General features: G+C 69.4%; 22 protein-coding genes. 7 read left to right on the top strand and 15 right to left on the bottom strand.

The features are described from left to right. The 8 genes from BOQ63_RS16245 to BOQ63_RS16280 are packed head-to-tail and all read right to left on the bottom strand — an operon-like array spanning position 1 to position 6,778. Positions 1-378, bottom strand: coding sequence for a metal-sulfur cluster assembly factor (locus BOQ63_RS16245; protein WP_223885951.1), 378 nt, complete (start codon positions 376-378; stop codon positions 1-3). Between the two features lie 22 nt (positions 379-400). Next, a complete protein-coding gene (gene sufU, locus BOQ63_RS16250) occupies positions 401-853 on the bottom strand; it encodes a Fe-S cluster assembly sulfur transfer protein SufU (protein WP_030290235.1) in 453 nt (150 codons plus the stop codon). Positions 854-873: 20 nt separating this feature from the next. Next, entirely contained in the window at positions 874-2,133 is a 1,260-nt protein-coding gene (locus BOQ63_RS16255; protein ID WP_030557667.1) for a cysteine desulfurase, read from the bottom strand. Next, entirely contained in the window at positions 2,130-2,894 is a 765-nt protein-coding gene (sufC, locus tag BOQ63_RS16260; protein WP_030290237.1) for a Fe-S cluster assembly ATPase SufC, read from the bottom strand. The genes BOQ63_RS16255 and sufC overlap by 4 nt, the downstream gene beginning before the upstream one ends. Positions 2,895-2,900: 6 nt before the next feature. Then, positions 2,901-3,218, bottom strand: coding sequence for a bifunctional 3-phenylpropionate/cinnamic acid dioxygenase ferredoxin subunit (locus tag BOQ63_RS16265; protein ID WP_030290238.1), 318 nt, complete (start codon positions 3,216-3,218; stop codon positions 2,901-2,903). Positions 3,219-3,223: 5 nt separating this feature from the next. Beyond that, a complete protein-coding gene (gene sufD, locus BOQ63_RS16270) occupies positions 3,224-4,453 on the bottom strand; it encodes a Fe-S cluster assembly protein SufD (RefSeq protein ID WP_030290240.1) in 1,230 nt (409 codons plus the stop codon). 57 nt (positions 4,454-4,510) lie between these two features. Then, on the bottom strand, positions 4,511-5,926 hold the full coding sequence (gene sufB, locus BOQ63_RS16275) for a Fe-S cluster assembly protein SufB (RefSeq protein WP_030290241.1): 1,416 nt from the start codon (positions 5,924-5,926) through the stop codon (positions 4,511-4,513). A 9-nt stretch (positions 5,927-5,935) separates the two neighbouring features. After that, a complete protein-coding gene (locus BOQ63_RS16280; protein ID WP_078657135.1) occupies positions 5,936-6,778 on the bottom strand; it encodes a helix-turn-helix transcriptional regulator in 843 nt (280 codons plus the stop codon). A gap of 164 nt (positions 6,779-6,942) precedes the next feature. Here BOQ63_RS16280 and BOQ63_RS16285 point away from each other — a divergent pair, with 164 nt between their 5' ends. After that, entirely contained in the window at positions 6,943-7,872 is a 930-nt protein-coding gene (locus tag BOQ63_RS16285) for an ABC transporter ATP-binding protein (RefSeq protein ID WP_030290243.1), read from the top strand. Between the two features lie 47 nt (positions 7,873-7,919). Then, the gene (locus tag BOQ63_RS16290; protein ID WP_046387072.1) at positions 7,920-8,639 is read left to right on the top strand and encodes an ABC transporter permease; all 720 of its coding nucleotides are present in this window, start codon (positions 7,920-7,922) and stop codon (positions 8,637-8,639) included. A gap of 71 nt (positions 8,640-8,710) precedes the next feature. Here BOQ63_RS16290 and BOQ63_RS16295 read toward each other — a convergent pair whose 3' ends face one another. Further along, on the bottom strand, positions 8,711-9,385 hold the full coding sequence (locus BOQ63_RS16295) for an LAETG motif-containing sortase-dependent surface protein (protein WP_150475943.1): 675 nt from the start codon (positions 9,383-9,385) through the stop codon (positions 8,711-8,713). A 422-nt stretch (positions 9,386-9,807) separates the two neighbouring features. On the opposite strand from BOQ63_RS16295, the gene BOQ63_RS16300 reads away from it, so the two are divergent. Further along, positions 9,808-10,779, top strand: a complete 972-nt coding sequence (locus BOQ63_RS16300) for a COX15/CtaA family protein (RefSeq protein WP_318299364.1) — start codon at positions 9,808-9,810, stop codon at positions 10,777-10,779. A gap of 46 nt (positions 10,780-10,825) precedes the next feature. On the opposite strand, the gene BOQ63_RS16305 is transcribed toward BOQ63_RS16300, so the two are convergent. Genes BOQ63_RS16305 through BOQ63_RS16315 form a run of 3 tightly spaced genes read right to left on the bottom strand, consistent with a single transcriptional unit; the run spans position 10,826 to position 12,941 of the window. Then, the gene (locus BOQ63_RS16305) at positions 10,826-11,263 is read right to left on the bottom strand and encodes an NUDIX domain-containing protein (RefSeq protein WP_030288317.1); all 438 of its coding nucleotides are present in this window, start codon (positions 11,261-11,263) and stop codon (positions 10,826-10,828) included. After that, the gene (locus BOQ63_RS16310) at positions 11,256-11,846 is read right to left on the bottom strand and encodes an HD domain-containing protein (RefSeq protein WP_072654528.1); all 591 of its coding nucleotides are present in this window, start codon (positions 11,844-11,846) and stop codon (positions 11,256-11,258) included. The genes BOQ63_RS16305 and BOQ63_RS16310 overlap by 8 nt, the downstream gene beginning before the upstream one ends. A gap of 12 nt (positions 11,847-11,858) precedes the next feature. Continuing rightward, positions 11,859-12,941, bottom strand: a complete 1,083-nt coding sequence (locus BOQ63_RS16315; protein ID WP_223886244.1) for a helix-turn-helix domain-containing protein — start codon at positions 12,939-12,941, stop codon at positions 11,859-11,861. 300 nt (positions 12,942-13,241) lie between these two features. Here BOQ63_RS16315 and BOQ63_RS16320 point away from each other — a divergent pair, with 300 nt between their 5' ends. The 3 genes from BOQ63_RS16320 (at position 13,242) to BOQ63_RS16330 (ending at position 15,237) form a co-directional block, all read left to right on the top strand. After that, positions 13,242-13,685 carry an ATP-binding protein gene (locus BOQ63_RS16320; RefSeq protein WP_079183633.1) on the top strand — a complete coding sequence of 148 codons (444 nt, stop codon included), beginning with the start codon at positions 13,242-13,244 and terminating at the stop codon, positions 13,683-13,685. A gap of 230 nt (positions 13,686-13,915) precedes the next feature. Beyond that, on the top strand, positions 13,916-14,050 hold the full coding sequence (locus BOQ63_RS16325) for a hypothetical protein (protein WP_318299365.1): 135 nt from the start codon (positions 13,916-13,918) through the stop codon (positions 14,048-14,050). Further along, positions 14,047-15,237, top strand: coding sequence for a methyltransferase domain-containing protein (locus tag BOQ63_RS16330; protein WP_072654530.1), 1,191 nt, complete (start codon positions 14,047-14,049; stop codon positions 15,235-15,237). Before BOQ63_RS16325 ends, BOQ63_RS16330 begins: the two co-directional genes overlap by 4 nt. Before the next feature lie 32 nt (positions 15,238-15,269). Here BOQ63_RS16330 and BOQ63_RS16335 read toward each other — a convergent pair whose 3' ends face one another. Together BOQ63_RS16335 and BOQ63_RS16340 are read right to left on the bottom strand one after the other, a co-directional pair. Further along, on the bottom strand, positions 15,270-15,416 hold the full coding sequence (locus BOQ63_RS16335) for a hypothetical protein (RefSeq protein ID WP_157846599.1): 147 nt from the start codon (positions 15,414-15,416) through the stop codon (positions 15,270-15,272). 114 nt (positions 15,417-15,530) lie between these two features. Continuing rightward, positions 15,531-15,869, bottom strand: coding sequence for a hypothetical protein (locus BOQ63_RS16340; protein WP_030288307.1), 339 nt, complete (start codon positions 15,867-15,869; stop codon positions 15,531-15,533). 72 nt (positions 15,870-15,941) lie between these two features. Here BOQ63_RS16340 and BOQ63_RS16345 point away from each other — a divergent pair, with 72 nt between their 5' ends. After that, positions 15,942-16,583, top strand: a complete 642-nt coding sequence (locus tag BOQ63_RS16345) for a DUF2461 domain-containing protein (protein ID WP_030554931.1) — start codon at positions 15,942-15,944, stop codon at positions 16,581-16,583. Positions 16,584-16,639: 56 nt separating this feature from the next. Here the strand turns inward: BOQ63_RS16345 and BOQ63_RS16350 are convergent, their stop codons facing one another. Further along, a complete protein-coding gene (locus tag BOQ63_RS16350; protein ID WP_030288303.1) occupies positions 16,640-17,587 on the bottom strand; it encodes a heme o synthase in 948 nt (315 codons plus the stop codon). Between the last annotated feature and the right edge of the window lie 372 nt (positions 17,588-17,959).

Here is a 17,959-nt window from a genome sequence, read left to right on the forward strand (position 1 = left end):
TCAGACGTTGAAGCCCAGCGCCCGCAGCTGCTCGCGCCCGTCGTCGGTGATCTTGTCCGGGCCCCACGGCGGCATCCAGACCCAGTTGATGCGCAGGTCCTGCACCAAGCCGTCGGTGGCGGTCTTGGCCTGGTCCTCGATGACGTCGGTCAGCGGGCAGGCCGCCGAGGTGAGCGTCATGTCGATGGTGGCCACGTCGGACTCGTCGATGTGGATGCCGTAGATCAGGCCCAGGTTGACGACGTCGATGCCCAGTTCGGGGTCGACGACGTCCATCAGGGCCTCGGTCAGGTCCTCGACCGAGACGGTGCCGGCCGTGGTGCCGACGATGCCGCCGTTCGGCTGCTCCTCCACTGCGGAGGGGGTTTCGTCACTCATTGGTTCTGTCCTCCTCTGCAGGTCAGTCGTTCACGGCGGGGTTCTGGGCGAGCGCCTGGGCGGTGGCGTCCTTCCAGGCCATCCAGCTGAGCAGGGCGCACTTGACCCGGGCGGGGTACTTGGAGACGCCGGCGAACGCGACGGCGTCCTCCAGCACCTCCTCGTCGCCCTCGCCCTGGCCCTTGCTCTGCATGAGCTCCAGGAAGGCTTCCTGGACGGCCTGCGCCTCGCCGACGGTCTTGCCGACCACCAGGTCGTTCAGCACCGAGGCGCTGGCCTGGCTGATCGAACAGCCCTGGGACTCGTACGAGACGTCGGCGACGTTCGCGCCGTCGAGCTTCACCCGGAGGGTGATCTCGTCGCCGCACGTCGGGTTGACGTGGTGCACCTCGGCGTCGCCGTCCCGCAGCCCCTTGCCGTGCGGGTTGCGGTAGTGGTCCAGGATGATGTCCTGGTACATCGAGTCGAGCTTCATGATCGTCCTGCCCTGTCCCCTCAGCCGAAGAAGTTCCGGACGTGGTGCAGGCCGTCGATCAGCGCGTCGACCTCGCCCGGCGTCGAGTACAGGTAGAACGACGCCCGCGTGGTCGCCGGAATTCCGTACCGCAGGCAGACCGGCCGCGCGCAGTGGTGCCCGACGCGCACGGCGATGCCCTGCTCGTCCAGCACCTGGCCCACGTCGTGCGGGTGGATGTCGCCGAGGGTGAAGGAGATCGCGGCGCCGCGGTCCACGGCCGTGCGGGGACCGATGATCCGCAGGTCCGGGACCTCCAGCAGGCGCTCCACCGCGTACTCGGTGATCGCGTGCTCGTGCGCGGCGATCCTGTCCATGCCGATGGCCGACAGGTAGTCGATGGCCGCGCCCAGCCCGACCGCCTGGGCGATCGGCGGGGTGCCGGCCTCGAACTTGTGCGGCGCCGGGGCGTAGGTGGACGAGCCCATGGTGACGGTCTCGATCATCTCGCCGCCGCCGAGGAACGGCGGGAGGTCCTCCAGCAGCTCCTGGCGGCCCCAGAGCACGCCGATACCGGTGGGGCCCAGCATCTTGTGGCCGGTGAAGGCGACGAAGTCGGCCTCCAGCGCCTGCACGTCCAGCACCATGTGCGGCGCAGCCTGCGAGGCGTCGATGACGACCAGCGCGCCGACGGCCTGGGCCCGGCGGACGATCGCCTCGACCGGGTTGATCGTGCCGAGCAGGTTGGAGACCAGGGTGAAGGAGACGACCTTGGTCTTCTCGGTGATCAGCTCGTCGATGTTCGACAGGTCGAGCCGGCCCTCGTCGGTCAGCCCGAACCACTTGAGCTTCGCACCGGTGCGCTGCGACAGCAGCTGCCACGGCACGATGTTGGAGTGGTGCTCCATCTCCGTGATCACGATCTCGGAGTCGGCGTCCACCTTGTACGGCTCGTCGGCCCAACCGAGCATGTTGGCCACGAGGTTGAGCGACTCGGAGGCGTTCTTGGTGAAGATCACCTCGTTGCGGCTCGGCGCGTTGACGAAGGCCGCGACCTTGTCGCGGGCGCCCTCGTACATCGCCGTGGCCTCCTCGGCGAGCACGTGCACGCCGCGGTGGACGTTGGCGTTGTGCCGCTCGTAGTAGGCGTTCAGCGCCTCCAGCACCTGTCGCGGCTTCTGCGAGGTGGCCGCGTTGTCCAGGTAGACCAGCGGCTTCTCCTCGTGCACCAGACGCTGCAGGACCGGGAAGTCCTTGCGGATCGCGTCGGTGTCGAGCAGACCGGTAAAGGTATGGGTCACTCGGACGCGCCGCCCTTCACATACGCCTCGTAGCCCTCGTTCTCCAGCTTGTCGGCGAGCTCGGCGCCGCCGGACTCGACGATGCGGCCGCCCGCGAAGACGTGGACGTAGTCGGGCTTGATGTACCGCAGGATGCGGGTGTAGTGAGTGACCAGCAGGGTGCCGACCTCGCCGGTCGAGCGGACCCGGTTGATGCCCTCGGAGACGATCCGCAGCGCGTCGACGTCCAGGCCGGAGTCGGTCTCGTCGAGGATCGCGATCTTCGGCTTGAGCAGCTCGAGCTGGAGGATCTCGTGGCGCTTCTTCTCACCGCCGGAGAAGCCCTCGTTGACGTTGCGCTCGGCGAAGGCCGGGTCCATCTGCAGGGCGGCCATCGCCTCCTTGACCTCCTTGACCCACAGCCGCAGCTTGGGGGCCTCGCCGCGGACGGCGGTGGCGGCGGTGCGCAGGAAGTTGGAGACCGAGACGCCCGGGACCTCGACCGGGTACTGCATGGCCAGGAAGACACCGGCCTTGGCACGCTCGTCGACGGACATCTCCAGGACGTCCTCGCCGTCCAGCAGCACCGAGCCGCCGGTCACGGTGTACTTGGGGTGGCCGGCCAGCGAGTAGGCCAGGGTGGACTTGCCGGAGCCGTTCGGACCCATGATGGCGTGGGTCTCGCCCTGCTTCACGGTCAGGTCGACGCCCTTCAGGATCTCGCGCGGGCCGTTCTCGGCCTCGACGGAGACGTGCAGGTCGCGGATTTCAAGGGTTGCCATGTGTACTCAGGACTCCTGGTTGACGGAGACGAGCACATCGTCCCCTTCGATCTTTACGGGGTAGACAGCGACCGGCTTGGTGGCGGGCAGGCCGGAGGGCTTGCCGGTGCGCAGGTCGAAGCTGGAGCCGTGCAGCCAGCACTCGATCATGCAGTCCTCGACCTCGCCCTCGGAGAGCGAGACGTTCGCGTGCGAGCAGGTGTCGTTGATCGCGAACACCCCCTCGCCGGTGCGGACGATCGAGACCGGCACGCCGTTGAGGTCCACGCGCTTGGGCACGTCCTCCTGGAGGTCGCTCAGCGCGCAGGCACGGAGGAAGCTCATCGGGTTCAGACCGCCGCTTCCAGCTCGGCGTCGATCTTCTCCATGAGCTGCTCCTGGACCTCGGCCACACCGATCTGCTGCAGCAGCTCGGCGAAGAAGCCGCGGACCACCAGACGGCGGGCCTCGTCGGCCGGGATGCCGCGGGCCATCAGGTAGAACAGCTGCTCGTCGTCGAAGCGGCCGGTCGCCGAGGCGTGGCCGGCGCCGACGATCTCGCCGGTCTCGATCTCCAGGTTGGGGATCGAGTCGACCCGGGCGCCGTCGGTGAGCACCAGGTTCCGGTTGAGCTCGTAGGTGTCGGTGCCGAGCGCGGCGGCGCGGATCAGCACGTCGCCGACCCAGACCGCGTGGGCGTCCTGACCCTGCAGCGCGCCCTTGTACGCCACGTTCGACCGGCAGTGCGGCGTGTCGTGGTCGATGATCAGGCGGTGCTCCAGGTGCTGGCCGGCGTCGGCGAAGTACAGGCCGAACAGCTCGGCCTCGCCGCCGGGGCCGGCGTAGTTGACCCGCGGGTGCAGGCGGACCAGGTCGCCGCCGAAGGTGACGACCACGGACTTGAACGAGGCGTCCCGGCCGACCAGCGCGTTGTGCTGGGCGACGTGGACGGCGTCCCGCTCCCAGTCCTGCACGGAGACGAAGGTGAGCTTGGCGCCGTCGCCGACCAGGAGTTCGACGTTGGCGGCCCGGGTGCCGGTGCCCACGTGGTTGAGCACCACGACGGCCTCGGCGAACGGCTTGACGTCGATCACCACGTGGGCGAAGCGGACCCCGCCCTCGGCGCGCACGTCGATCTTGACCGGCTCGGTCAGCACCGCGTCCTTGGGGACGGTGACCACGAGCGCCTGCTCGAAGGCGCTGAAGGCCTGCGCGGCGACCCGGTCGACCGGCGTGCCGGCCTTGCCCAGGCGCGCGTCGTCCCGGCCGACGGTCTCGGCGGTGACGCCGTCCGGCAGCGCGAACTCGACCTTGTCCTCACCGCGCTCGGCGGCGGCTGCGGTCCCGTCGTGCAGCCCGCCGAGGCGGTGCAGCGGGGTGAACCGCCAGTCCTCCTCGCGGCCGTGCGGCACCGGGAAGTCGTTCACGTCGAAGGACGGCTTGACCGCGACGCGCGCGTCGATCGGCTGCTGGACCGCGGTCCGGCCGGTGCCGGGGCCGGCGAGCTGCGCGCCCGCGCCGGCGGTGCCGACCTCGATCGAACCGGCGGTGGTGGAGCCGGTGGTGTTCTGCTCAGCCATGGCTGTTCGTAGTGCTCTCTTCCTCGGAAATCAGTGGACGGCGGTGGCGGCCGGGGGTCAGCCGACCGCGCCCTCCATCTGCAGCTCGATCAGCCGGTTGAGCTCCAGCGCGTACTCCATCGGCAGCTCGCGCGCGATCGGCTCGACGAAGCCGCGGACGATCATCGCCATCGCCTCGGTCTCGGTCAGGCCGCGGCTCATCAGGTAGAACAGCTGGTCCTCGCTGACCTTGGAGACGGTCGCCTCGTGGCCCATGGACACGTCGTCCTCTCGGACGTCCACGTAGGGGTAGGTGTCCGAACGGGAGATCGTGTCGACCAGCAGCGCGTCGCACAGCACGTTGGACTTGGCGCCGTGCGAGCCCTCGCCGATCTCGATCAGACCGCGGTAGGAGGTCCGGCCGCCGCCGCGCGCCACCGACTTGGAGACGATGTGCGAGGAGGTGTTCGGCGCCATGTGCACCATCTTGGCGCCGGCGTCCTGGTGCTGGCCCTCGCCCGCGAAGGCGATCGACAGGGTCTCGCCCTTGGCGTGCTCGCCCATCAGGTAGACGGCCGGGTACTTCATGGTGACCTTGGAACCGATGTTGCCGTCGACCCACTCCATGGTCGCGCCCTCGTACGCCACGGCGCGCTTGGTGACCAGGTTGTAGACGTTGTTCGACCAGTTCTGGATGGTCGTGTAGCGGCAGCGGCCGCCCTTCTTGACGATGATCTCGACGACCGCCGAGTGCAGCGAGTCGGAGGAGTAGATCGGCGCGGTGCAGCCCTCGACGTAGTGGACGTAGGCGTCCTCGTCGACGATGATCAGCGTCCGCTCGAACTGGCCCATGTTCTCGGTGTTGATCCGGAAGTAGGCCTGGAGCGGGATGTCGACGTGCACGCCCTTCGGCACGTAGATGAAGGAGCCGCCGGACCACACGGCCGTGTTCAGCGCGGCGAACTTGTTGTCGCCGGCCGGGATGACGGTGCCGAAGTACTCCTTGAACAGCTCCGGGTGCTCGCGCAGCGCGGTGTCGGTGTCCAGGAAGATGACGCCCTGCTCCTCCAGGTCCTCACGGATCTGGTGGTAGACGACCTCGGACTCGTACTGGGCGGCGACACCGGCGACCAGGCGCTGCTTCTCCGCCTCCGGGATGCCCAGCTTGTCGTAGGTGGCCTTGATGTCCGCGGGCAGGTCCTCCCAGGACTCGGCCTGCTTCTCGGTGGAGCGGACGAAGTACTTGATGTTGTCGAAGTCGATGCCGGAGAGGTCGGAACCCCAGGTGGGCATGGGCTTCTTGCCGAACAGCTTCAGGCCCTTGAGCCGCAGGTTCAGCATCCACTCGGACTCGTTCTTCTTCGCGGAGATGTCGCGGACGACCTCCTCGCTGAGCCCGCGCTTGGCCGCGGCACCGGCGGTGTCCGGGTCGGCCCAGCCGTACTCGTAATTGCCCAGGCCCTCGAGCTCCGGGTGCGAAACGGTGTCAGTCATGCGAGCTTCCTAACGCGCGGACGCAGAATCTTCGGTGGACGTACCGGCAGTCGGCACTGCATCGGAGCCGTGGCCCGCGGAACGCTGGGAGGGCGACGATGCGGCACCGGGTGCCGGCACATAGGTGGTGCAGACCCCGTCGCCGTGGGCGATGGTGGCCAGCCGTTGCACATGGGTGCCCAGGAGCTGGGAGAAGACCTCGGTCTCCGCCTCGCAGAGCTGCGGGAACTGCTCGGCGATGTGCGCGACCGGGCAGTGGTGCTGGCAGAGCTGGGCGCCCGCCGGGGCCTTGGCCACGGCCGACGGGACACGCCGCACCGTGGCAGCGTACCCGTCCGCACTCAGCGCCTCGGCGAGGGCCTCGGGACGCTCCCCGGCCTCGGCCCGCCGCAGGGTCTCCCGGTACTTCTCGCCCTGCTTGCCGAACCGGGCGCGTGCGAAGGCGGCGACCGCCTCCTCGCCCGCCTTGCCGCCGCCGACCGAGTCCGAGATCCAGCGCAGCGCGTCGGCCGCGAGCTGGTCGTAGGCCTGGTAGAAGGCGTCCCGGCCGCCGTCGGTGAGAGCGAAGACCTTGGCCGGCCGACCACGGCCCCGGCTGCCGTAGACCCGCTGCTCGCGGGACTCGACCAGGCCGGCGGCGGCCAGTCCGTCGAGGTGGCGGCGGACGGCGGCGGCGGTGAGGCCGAGCCGGTTCGCCAGGTCGGCGGCGGAGGAGGGGCCGTGGTCCAGGATCGACCGGGCGACCCGGTCACGGGTGGCGCGGTGGCCCTCCAGCAGCACCTCGGCCGCCGTCACGGGCACGTCGCAGTGGGAGACCGACTCGGCCTCCTGCTGCTGGGCGTGCTCGCGCATGTTTTTCACAACACCAGTGTTGCGTAATTGCTTCCGCCAGGACAAGCCGTGATCCACGCCTCACCGGTGTCATCTGTCACGCAGGTAAGCCTTACCTGATCAGCGGAAACGATCACCAAGGCCGGTGTCCGGTCCGCCCGTTCGGTCCTCTTAGACTCGCCGGTATGAACCCCGTACCCGCGGTAGAGATCGCCGGGCTGGTCAAGCGCTACGGCGACAAAGCCGCGGTGGACGGCCTCGACCTCACCATCGCCCGCGGCGCGATCACCGCCGTCCTCGGCCCCAACGGCGCCGGCAAGACCACCACCATCGAGACCTGCGAGGGCTACCGCCGCCCCGACGCCGGCACCGTCCGCGTCCTCGGACTCGACCCGGCCACCCAGAGCGCCGCGCTGCGGCCCCGGATCGGCGTCATGCTCCAATCGGGTGGCGTCTACGCGGGCGCGCGCGCCGTCGAGATGCTGCGGCACACCGCCAAGCTGCACGCCCACCCGCTGGACGTCGACGCCCTGGTCGAGCGCCTCGGCCTCGGCTCCTGCGGCCGCACCACCTACCGCCGGCTCTCCGGCGGCCAGCAGCAGCGGCTCGCCCTCGCGATGGCCGTGGTCGGCCGCCCCGAGCTGGTCTTCCTGGACGAGCCCACCGCAGGCCTCGACCCGCAGGCCCGCCGCGCCACCTGGGAGCTGGTCCGCGACCTGCGCCGGGACGGCGTCACCGTGGTCGTCACCACCCACCACATGGACGAGGCCGAGCAGCTCGCCGACCACGTCGCCGTCGTCGACCGCGGCAAGGTCATCGCGAACGGCACCACCGAGGAGCTCTGCCGCGGCGGCGCCGAGGACGCCCTGCGCTTCGACGGCCCGCCCGGACTCGACCTCGGACCGCTGCTCAAGGAACTGCCCGCGGGCGCCACCGCCGCCGAGACCGCCCCCGGCCAGTACCGCGTCGCGGCGCCCGTCGACCCCAGCAGGCTGCTGGCCACCGTCACCGGCTGGTGCGCGGCCTCCGGCATCCTGCCCGAACGGCTGTCCGTCCAGCGCCGCAGCCTCGAAGACGTCTTCCTCGACCTGACCGGACGGGAGCTCCGCTCGTGACCACCGTGGACTACTCCCCGAAGCCGGGGGCGGCGCCGGTCGGCCGGATGCTGCTCGCCCAGACCGCGTTCGAGACCCGGATGCTGCTGCGCAACGGCGAGCAGCTGCTGCTCACCGTGGTCATCCCGACCGTACTGCTGGTGCTGTTCTCCGCCGTCGACGTCGTCGCGGTGGAGGGCCCCGGCAAGCGGGTCGACTTCCTGGCGCCCGGCCTGCTCGCGCTGGCCGTGATGTCCACCGCCTTCACCGGCCAGGCCATCGCCACCGGCTTCGAGCGCCGCTACGGCGTGCTCAAGCGGCTCGGCGCCAGCCCGCTGCCGCGCTGGACGCTGCTGACCGCCAAGACCGGCTGCGTGCTGGTCACCGAGGTGCTGCAGGTCGCCCTGCTGTCGGTGATCGCGCTGGCGCTCGGCTGGTCCCCGCACGGCAACCCGCTGGCCGTCGCCGCCCTGCTGGTCCTGGGCACCGCCGCCTTCTCCGGGCTCGGCCTGCTGATGGCCGGCACCCTCAGGGCCGAGGCGACGCTGGCCGCCGCCAACCTGGTGTTCATCCTGCTGCTGCTGGCCGGCGGGGTGATCGTGCCGCTCGGCAAGTTCCCCGGCGCGGTGCGGTCGGTGCTGGAGCTGCTTCCCATCTCGGCGCTCTCGGACGGGCTGCGCTCCGTGCTCCAGCAGGGTGCCGGGGTGCCCTGGTCGGACCTCGGCGTCCTGGGCGCCTGGGCCGTCCTCGGGCTGGCAGCGGCCGCGCGGTTCTTCCGCTGGGAGTGAGTCCCTCCTCGACGCAACGCGCGACGCCCCCGACCTGTTGAGGCCGGGGGCGTCACGCGTTCGGGCGCGGGTCAGCCCTGGCTGCCGCCGCGGCGCTTGCGGGCGAGCAGCACCAGCGCGCCGCCGACCAGCAGCACGCCGCCGCCGGCCGCCGCGATCATCGGGGTGGCGTCGCTGCTACCGGTCTGGGCGAGCGCCGGGGCGCTGGTGGCGGGGGCCGGCGCCGGAGCGGCCGGGGTCTGGCTGGGGGTGGGGGTCGCCGACGGGGTCCTGCTCGGGGTGGGCGTGGCCGACGGGGTCTGGGTCGGCGTCGGGGTGGGGGTGGGGGTGGGAGTGGGCGTCTTGGTGGGGGTCGGGGTGGGCGTCGGGGTGTGGCACGGCGCGATGGTCTTGGTCTCGTCGACGTTCCAGCCCTTCTCGGCCGGGGTCTCGGTGGTCTTCACCACCAGGTGCGCCGTGACCGGGGCGTCGTGGTCCTTCACCGGGAAGGTGCCGTGGAACTCCGCCGGGAACTCCTTGGCGTCCAGGACCTTCTCGTCGCCGACGGTCAGGCTGACGGTGTTCTTCACGTCAGGCTTGGGGCTGTAGTTGATCAGGTCGATCACGACCTTGTCGCAGGTCACCGACCAAGTCGGCACGTGCGCCGAGGCGTTGGTGGCCAGCGCCAGGGGAAGGAGGAATCCGGCCGCCGCCGTGCCGGCGAGTGCCGTCGCACCGATCCGAATGTGCCGCTGCTGTCGCGCCATTACGCTGTTCCCCTCCGAACGGTCTTGCGCAGCAGGCGCGTTGAGTGGTTCGCGGTGGCCCACTACGACATGTCCGGGGGACTCTACCGGCACTCCCGCACCGCACCACACCCCGCCGTGCGACCGGATTTCGTCTGTCGGTCCGTTCCCGGATGTGCATGACCAGCCCATCACGGCTGCCACCTCGCAGAACGCGGAATCGGCGGACTTGAATGAACTTCGTCACTTTGGCTACAGAACAGTGCCCCCGGTGATCGTGCTCGATCATCGGGGGCACTGCTTCGGTCAGTAGTTTTCTTTCCACCCACGAGTGAATGGTCAAGACCAATGACCGCCTTGCCCGAACAGTCCTCTTTGCGCCCCGGGAGCCACACCCGTGCCCCGCCCCAAGATCGCCCGTAAGGCCGCCTACGATTGACCCCGTGCCTAACCCCTTCTCCTTGCTCGCCGAGCGCTGGCAGCCCTCCGCCGCAATGGTCCGGCGCGCCACGTTCGCCGCGCTGGTGATGAGCGTGGTGATCGTCGTCACCGGCGGCGCCGTCCGGCTCACCGCCTCCGGCCTCGGCTGTACGACCTGGCCCCGCTGCACTGGCGACAGCCTCACGCCCACGCCCGAGATGGGCTTCCACGGCATCGTCGAGTTCACCAACCGGATGCTCACGTATGTGCTGAGCGCGGCCGTTGGCTGGGCGATTCTCGCTGCCCGCTGCCACAGGCCTTGGCGGCGCAGCATGACCAAGCTCGGCTGGGCCCAGTTCTGGCTAGTGATGAGCAATGCCGTGCTCGGTGGCATCACCGTGCTGACGGGACTGAACCCCTACACCGTCGCGGGGCACATGATCGCCGCGATGGCCCTCGTCTGGGTCGCGCTGCTGATGTGGGAGCGCAGCAAGGAAGGCGACGGCCCGGCCAGGCTTTCGGTGGCCCGCCCCATCCACCAGCTCGCCTACGTCCTGGCCACGGTCGTCGGCCTCCTGGTCGCGGCCGGCACCCTGGTCACCGGCGCCGGCCACCACCCGGGCACGCCCCAGGACAACAAGATCGTCCCGCGCATCCCGATCGACTACGACCGCCTCGCGCAGTTCCACGCCGACTTCGCCTTCATCTCCGTCGGTCTGACCATCGCGATGATCTTCGTCTTCGCAGCGATCAAGGCCCCGCAGGCAGCCAAGTCCCGCACCAAGGAACTGCTGGCGGTGCTGCTGCTGCAGGGCGTCCTGGGTTTCATCCAGTACTTCACGGACGCCCCCGAGCTCATGGTCGGCCTCCACATGCTCGGCGCGACGCTGACCTGGATCGCCGCCCTCCGCATCCCCCTCGCCCTCCGCACCCGCGAGGCCGAAGTGGCCCCCGAGCAGCTGCCCGCACAGACCCCGCAGACCGCCGCAGTCTGAGCGTCGCCGAAGGCCCCCATCCCCTCGGATGGGGGCCTTCGGCGTATCACAGCAGTTGTCGCCCGTCGTGGCTCCGAACACTCGGCGCTGCCTCGGCCCGAATTGCGTCCAGGACACGCACCGCATAGACCTCGGCCATGCGCTCCGACACCTCGCCCACCGTGAGCCAGCCGACCTCGACCGACTCATCCGAGAGCCGCACCGCCCCGCCCTCCGGTCGACAGCGAAAGACGAGAGCGACGACCCCACGGCGCAGGTTCTTGTAGACGCCGGTCAGCCGCTCCACGCCAACGCTGATGCCGGTCTCCTCGTAGACCTCCCGGCGCACCCCGTCTTCAACGGACTCCACCAGCTCCAGCACCCCGCCCGGAGGCTCCCAAGCTCCGTTGTCAGCCCGCCGGATCGCCAGCACCCGCCCGTCCTCGCGCACAACCACGCCAGCGACGGACACCGAGTGGAGCGGCGCAGTCGCCCCCTCATTCATGCACGGAAGACCCGAGATAGACCTTCTGCCACTCCAATGAGGTCATTGTGAGCGCAGCCTCGGCCAGTTCCCGGGCGGAGTCGGTCTTCAGGCTGCCAAGGCTGCTGTCGATCCAGGGCTGGACGTTCTGGTAGCCCTGCTCCCGGTACTCGACGGCTTGGAGGAGGCATTCGAGCTTGTCGGCGTCGTGCGCGACAACCACCTCCAGGCTCTCGCCGTTCTCATACTCCGAGATGACGGCGTTGACCCCGGTTACGACAGCGGGGTGGGCGGCGCTGACCTGGTCGGCAGTCACCCGCTCGTTGGAGGCCGCGGTGAGGTATCGGCGGCCGATGTGCGGGATGTCGCCGATACGAGTCTCCTGTGTGTCGTGGAAGAGACACAGCAGGGCGACCTTCGCCGGATCGACACCCTCCATCATCGCGAGGACCGCACCAACGACACCGGTGCGGAAGGAGTGTTCAGCGATCGTCTCGGGGTCCTTCACCCCGGCGATCCACCAGCCCGACCGCTTCGCCCGCTTGAGCATCCCCGCTTCGAACAGATACCCCGCAGTACCCTTCGCCTGCCCGTTCTCTGCCATGGCCGACCTCTCTCAAACGCCGTAACCGCTTGTCCGGAGACCGTAGTACACAGATTCCAACTTGCGCCGGGACTCGGAAGACAGAGTTCCATCGTCGAGCAGAACACCAACTCTTCCAGCCAATTCCTGCGCCACATAAGGATCGGAGTCGAGCAGGTTTCGGCGAGAAAGGATCAGGGCCCAGATGGAATGAACGTACAAATCGGTGTACTCAACGGCCCGGTCGAGCCGCACCGCAAGCTCTCGCAGGAGCGCCGAGGCGTCCCAGGCCGGTCGGTCGCGCTCAGCCATGAAGCAGTCGTCCGTCTGAGGGCGGCGGTCGAGTCCGAGCCAATGCGCCCAGTAGTTCAGGTTGGCCGCCTCTGCCTGGTCATGGTCGGCGATGGATCTGTTGATGAAGTCCCTCAGCAAGGACGGGTCACCCTGACGAGCCAACGATGCCGCCACCGATCTCGCTTCGGCCCACCGTGGAGACCAACCATCGAGATTCGCAGTCAACGCACCCCTTCGGCGCAGCGCATCAAACCAATTCGCAGCATCCCATTGCCGGTCGTACGACGCGAGGTACCAGGCTTGTCGACGCAGAAGAGCCGCTTCCGCTCCAGCCGTCCCTGCCACGTCCGAGGCAGTCCGAACCTTATGGAAGAACCGCTCTCGCAATCCCGGTTCGAGTAGCGGCGACGACGAGACCGGACCCCGTCGCGCGGCCGGAATCGTCGAGTGCGCGGCGACCACTCCGGGGAGGACTCCGCTCACCGCCCAGCCGATCATGTGCGTGGTGTCTCGCGTAAGAACCCATCCTGCGAGCGGATGTTCACGAAGTCGGTCCCTGATCGGCTCCGCTCTGAGAATCTCGCCCAGGAGGAGGTCAGCGTCCATCGCGGTGGAAAGCATGTCCACCACGCCCGGCGGAGCGCCGAGAAGGACCAGTTTGCGGCGCATCGCCACGAGGTTGCCTGCTCTGGTGGACGACAGCGGACGCCGTCCGGACTCCCATCCCTGAAGAGTGCTCTTGTCCACGCCAAGCTCCTCCGCCAACTCCTCCTGAGTTCGCGGGATCTGCTCGCGAATGACCTTGAAGAGATAACCAGCGATGGCACCTTCTGGTTCTCGCTCAAGCGAAGGCTTACTCCCAGTCGGTGTTGTTCCTCGCCTCGTCGGCGATTGAGCAGCCATCGGGACTCCCCCTGGCCTTGATCGGCCGGGTAACTCGTACTGGCGGTCCGTCGGAACGATGCGTCACGCGGCGTAGCGTCGTAGATACGAAGCGGGGTCGCGATGTCGCTCGGAGATCGTAGTTCCGACGAAGCAGCATGCGGCCCTGAAAGCCCGGATCCTCAGCCGAATTAGGTACTCGACCCGTGGCCTGACGGGCCAGTTCACAAGGGAGTTGCCATGCCGCATCCGTTGCTGGAGGCTCATGCGCCTCCGCACGCCAACTCGGTGCCGGTCGCCAGCCTGCTACTGCCCTACCAGCCGGAATCGGTGGCAGCTGCGCGCCGGCTCGTCGGCGCGAAGCTGCGGGACTGGGGGCTCAACGACCTGGTGGACGACGCCGCCTTGATCATCAGCGAGTTGGTCACCAACTCCATCAAGACCGGCTGCCAGACGCGCATGCTCGTCGGCGTCCGCCGTCCGACCGACCGCACCGTCCGCATCCTCGTCGGTGACGGTTCCCGGTCGATGCCCGTGATGGTCCAGGCCAGGCCCGACGCCACGTCGGGCCGTGGCCTGGAAATGGTCCACCGGCTCACTCACGGCCGCTGGGGTGTCACGCCCCTCCCGTTCGGCAAGGTCGTCCACGCCGACCTCGCGACTCCCGCGCCGATCCCCCGGTGAACCGGCAGCCTCCGCAGGACACTTACGCCCCCGACGACGCACCGCCGTCGTCGCCCACCCCCGATCCCACCCGGGTCTGGGCCGCCTACGGCGTATCCGCCGCGGCCGGGCTGCATGTCGTCATCGCGGCCATCGTACTGATCAACCGATCCCGCTGAACTCCCGGTCGCGCCGCCGATCCGGCGGCGCGACCGGGATCACCATCACTCATCAACACACACGGAGGAAACATGGGTTGGGGAACCGACAAGTCCAGCGGCGGCAAGCACGGCGGTAAGAAGGACCCCGGCACGAGCAAGCCGTCCCCCGACGGATCCCGGCCGGCGCCCGAGCCGAAGCGCAAGAAGGACGAGGGCAACAAGTGACGGACCCTGTGCATCGACCGGAGCAGGCCGCCGTGCGCGGCCTGCTCCGGGCCGTCGGCGAAGCGCTCGACGGCCCGGTCCCCCGCGAGTGGCAAGCAGCGATCACAGCAACTCCCCGCCACCGCTTCCTGCCCGAGCGGATCTGGCTGGAGAACGACGAGGGCGGCTACGAGCCGTGCGACCTCTCCACCGACCACGACCGCTGGTTCGAGGCGGCGTACCAGGACACGCCAATCGTCACCCAGATCAACGACGGCCAGGCATCGGCCGCCCCGGCCGATGCCTGGCCCTCCTCCTCCGCCTCCGCCCCCTCGATCGTCGTCCGCATGCTCCGCGACCTCGACGTCCGGCCCGGGATGAACGTCCTGGAGATCGGCACCGGCACCGGCTGGAACGCGGCCCTCCTCGCCCACCGCCTCGGCTCCGGCCACGTCACCTCGATCGAGATCGACTCCGAGGTCTCCGAGCAGGCGTGGGCCGCCCTGAACGCGGCCGCCCTGGACGTGGACCTGATCTGCGGAGACGGATCCCTGGGCTGGCCCCACCGCCACCCTTACGACCGGATCATCTCCACCTGCTCGGTCCGCCACATCCCTTGGGCCTGGATCGAACAGACCCGGCCCGGCGGCATCGTCCTCACCCCCTGGGACAACCCGATGCTCTGCTGGGGCCTGCTCAAGCTCACCGTCGAGCGCGACCGCGCCCAGGGCCGCTTCAGCCCCCACTCCGCGTTCATGCTGATGCGCAACCACCGGCAGGACCTGCGGATCTTCCGCGACGTCGTCCAGGACGATCACGCCCTGGACGAGTCCGAAACGGTGCTCCCGCCATGGGAAGTCACCGGCGAAAACTGGGAGGCCCGCTTCGCCCTCGGCCTACGGCTGGGCGACGTGTGGACCGCCTGGGAGGACGACCCGGGCGTCGACGGCGTCGCCGCCCGGCTCTGGGTCGCCACCACCGATGCCCGTTCCTGGGCGGCCGTCGACCACGACGGCCGCCAGAACAAGCGCTTCACCGTCTGGCAGCACGGCCCCCGCCGCCTCTGGGACGAGGTCACGGCTGCCCACCACTGGTGGCAGCACAACAACCACCCGACCCCCGACCGCTTCGGCCTCACCGTCACCGCGAACAGACAGTGGGCCTGGCTCGACCGCCCCGCCCAGCCCGTTCGTCACCCGCTCCCGTAAGGGCCCGGCAACCGAGCCGTCGCCGGAGGGGCCTACTGCGGCCGGCGACGGGCGCGGATCAGCGCGACACCGATCGCGAGGGGGAAGGACAGCAGGAAGAACGTGACCGCGGGCCACAGCGGGTCGCCGTCGACTATCGCGTTCACGAGCGTGCGGATACCGACAACGATGAAGTGCATGCGCGTACCGTAGCGCTACCCCTCGCCGGGCCGTCCGGCGCCCCTGACCAGCGAGAACGGCCCGGCTCCCCCGCCTAGGAGGAGCCGGGCCGTCGGCGTTCGAACCAGGAGCGGTCAGCCGCCGAGCTGGATGCCGGCCATGCGCTTCCACTCGTACGCGCTGGTCTTCACCTTCAGCCCCAGCTCGCCCTCGAAGTTCTCGTGCAGGGTCAGACCCGCCAGCTCCGCGGCCCGGCGGCCGACGGCGTAGGTGGGGGCCACCTGGTCGCCCCAGGCGCCGTCCGCGCCGACCACGACGATGCGGGTGGCCACGGCGCCGACGTACTCGACGACCGCGTCGGCGCTGCCGCCGTGCTGCTGGGCGAAGCTGGTCAGGTGCTTGGCGATGCGCTTGGCGCGGCGCTCGGTACGGGCGTCCGGCGCGGCGGCGGTGGCGGTCTCTGCGCTGCTCATGCCCGCATGCTACCCACCGGTACGCGACCTGGCGACGGGAGCACCCTGTGCACCGGGACACATACTCGAAACATGACGTTCAAAGGCTGGCCGACCGAGGCGCTGGACTTCTACGAGCACCTCGAAGCCGACAACTCGAAGTCCTTCTGGCAGGCTCACAAGGAGCAGTACGACGACGCCGTACGGGCCCCGATGGAGGCGCTGCTCGCCGAGCTGGAGCCGGAGTTCGGGCCGGGAAAGATCTTCCGCCCCAACCGGGACGTCCGCTTCAGCGCCGACAAGTCCCCGTACAAGACGCACATCGGCGCGCACCTGGAGTCCGGCGGCTACATCCAGCTCTCCGCCGACGGCCTGGCCTGCGGCAACGGCATGTACCAGCTCGCTCCCGACCAGCTGGAGCGCTACCGCGCCGCCGTCGCCGAGGACGTCAGCGGCGCCGAGCTGGAGCGGGTGATCACCCGGGTGGAACAGGCCGGCCCGCGGGTCCACGGCCGCGACTCCCTCAAGTCGGCCCCGCGCGGCTACGCCAAGGACCACCCCCGGATCGAGCTGCTGCGGCACAAGGGCCTGGTGGCCTGGCAGGAGTGGGAGCCCGCGAAGTGGCTGGGCACCCGGGCCGCCCACACCCGGATCGTCGACTTCCTGCGCGCCTCCCAGCCGCTGCGGGACTGGCTGGACGGCCACGTCGGCCCGTCCGAACTCCCCTCCCGCTGAAACGCGAAGAGCCCCGGTCCACCAGGACCGGGGCTCTTCCGTCACAGAACGGAGGGCTACTTCACGAACGGGTCGATCGCGCACACCACGAACAGCAGCGACAGGTAGGTGATCGACCAGTGGAACAGCCGCATCTCCTTCAGCTTGGCGCCCACGATCCCGGCCTTGGCCCGCCCGTACAGCGCGTGCGCCTCCCGCAGCCAGAACCCGCCGAGCAGCACCGCGGCGACGGGGTACAGCCAACTCATGTGCCCCAGCGGCCAGACGGCCAGCGAGACCGCCACCATCACCCAGGAGTACGCGACGACCTGCTTGCCGACCGCCACGTTGCCCTTGATGACCGGGAGCATCGGCACGCCGGCCCGCTCGTAGTCGTCGCGCACCTTCATGGACAGCACCCAGGTGTGCGGCGGGGTCCAGAAGAACACCACCAGGAAGAGCGCCACCGCCGCCCAGGACACCGAGTTGGTCACCGAGGACCAGCCGATCAGCACCGGCATGCAGCCGGCGATGCCGCCCCACACGATGTTCTGCGAGGTGCGCCGCTTGAGGCCCAGCGTGTAGACGAAGACGTAGAACAGCAGCGCGCCGAGCGCCAGTCCGGCGGAGAGCCAGTTGACGCCGAAGCCGAGCAGCAGGGTGGAGAGGACGCCCAGCGTGATGCCGAACACCAGCGCCTCGCGCGGCGACACCATCCCGGTGACGATCGGCCGCCGCTCGGTGCGGGACATCAGCGCGTCGATGTCGCGGTCGATGTACATGTTGAGGGCGTTGGCGCCGCCCGCCGAGAGGTAACCGCCGACCACGACCTTCAGCACCAGCAGCATGTTCGGCACGCCCTGCTGGGCCAGGAACATCACCGGCACCGTGCTCATCAGCAGCAGTTCGATGATCCGCGGCTTGGTCAGTGCGACGAACGCGCCGACACGGGCCCCGATGGGCCGGTGGGCAGGAGTCGCCCCGGTGACCCCGGCGGGACGTGTTTCGACGGCGGTCACTAACACCCCAACTGAAGATGAATCTTCGCAGGCGTCCACAGGAACGAAGGGTCCCGAATCGTCCGCTCTGCGCGTACCACGCCACCTTAGACGCTCCATATATCCCATCCGGCTCCGGGGTCCCCCGGCGAGGCGGATGGCACACCCCCGGGTCAACCGCCTGGGTGAACCCACGAAGCGCCTCCCGCGAGCCTGCGCAACCCGTCCCGACCACCCGGGCGGCGCGCCCAGGCAAACCGGGAGAGCCTGGGACAAAAGAAGTCGTACCGCCCTAGTGGGAATCACCATGCGGAAATCCCGGTTGTCCCGGCACGGAGGGTGATGCCCGGCCCGGACGGTAGGCTCGCACGCAGAAGCGGGATCTACCCTCCGTGACCG

Source organism: Streptomyces viridifaciens, from assembly GCF_001888885.2.
In the GTDB taxonomy this organism is placed as follows: Bacteria; Actinomycetota; Actinomycetes; order Streptomycetales; family Streptomycetaceae; genus Kitasatospora; species Kitasatospora aureofaciens.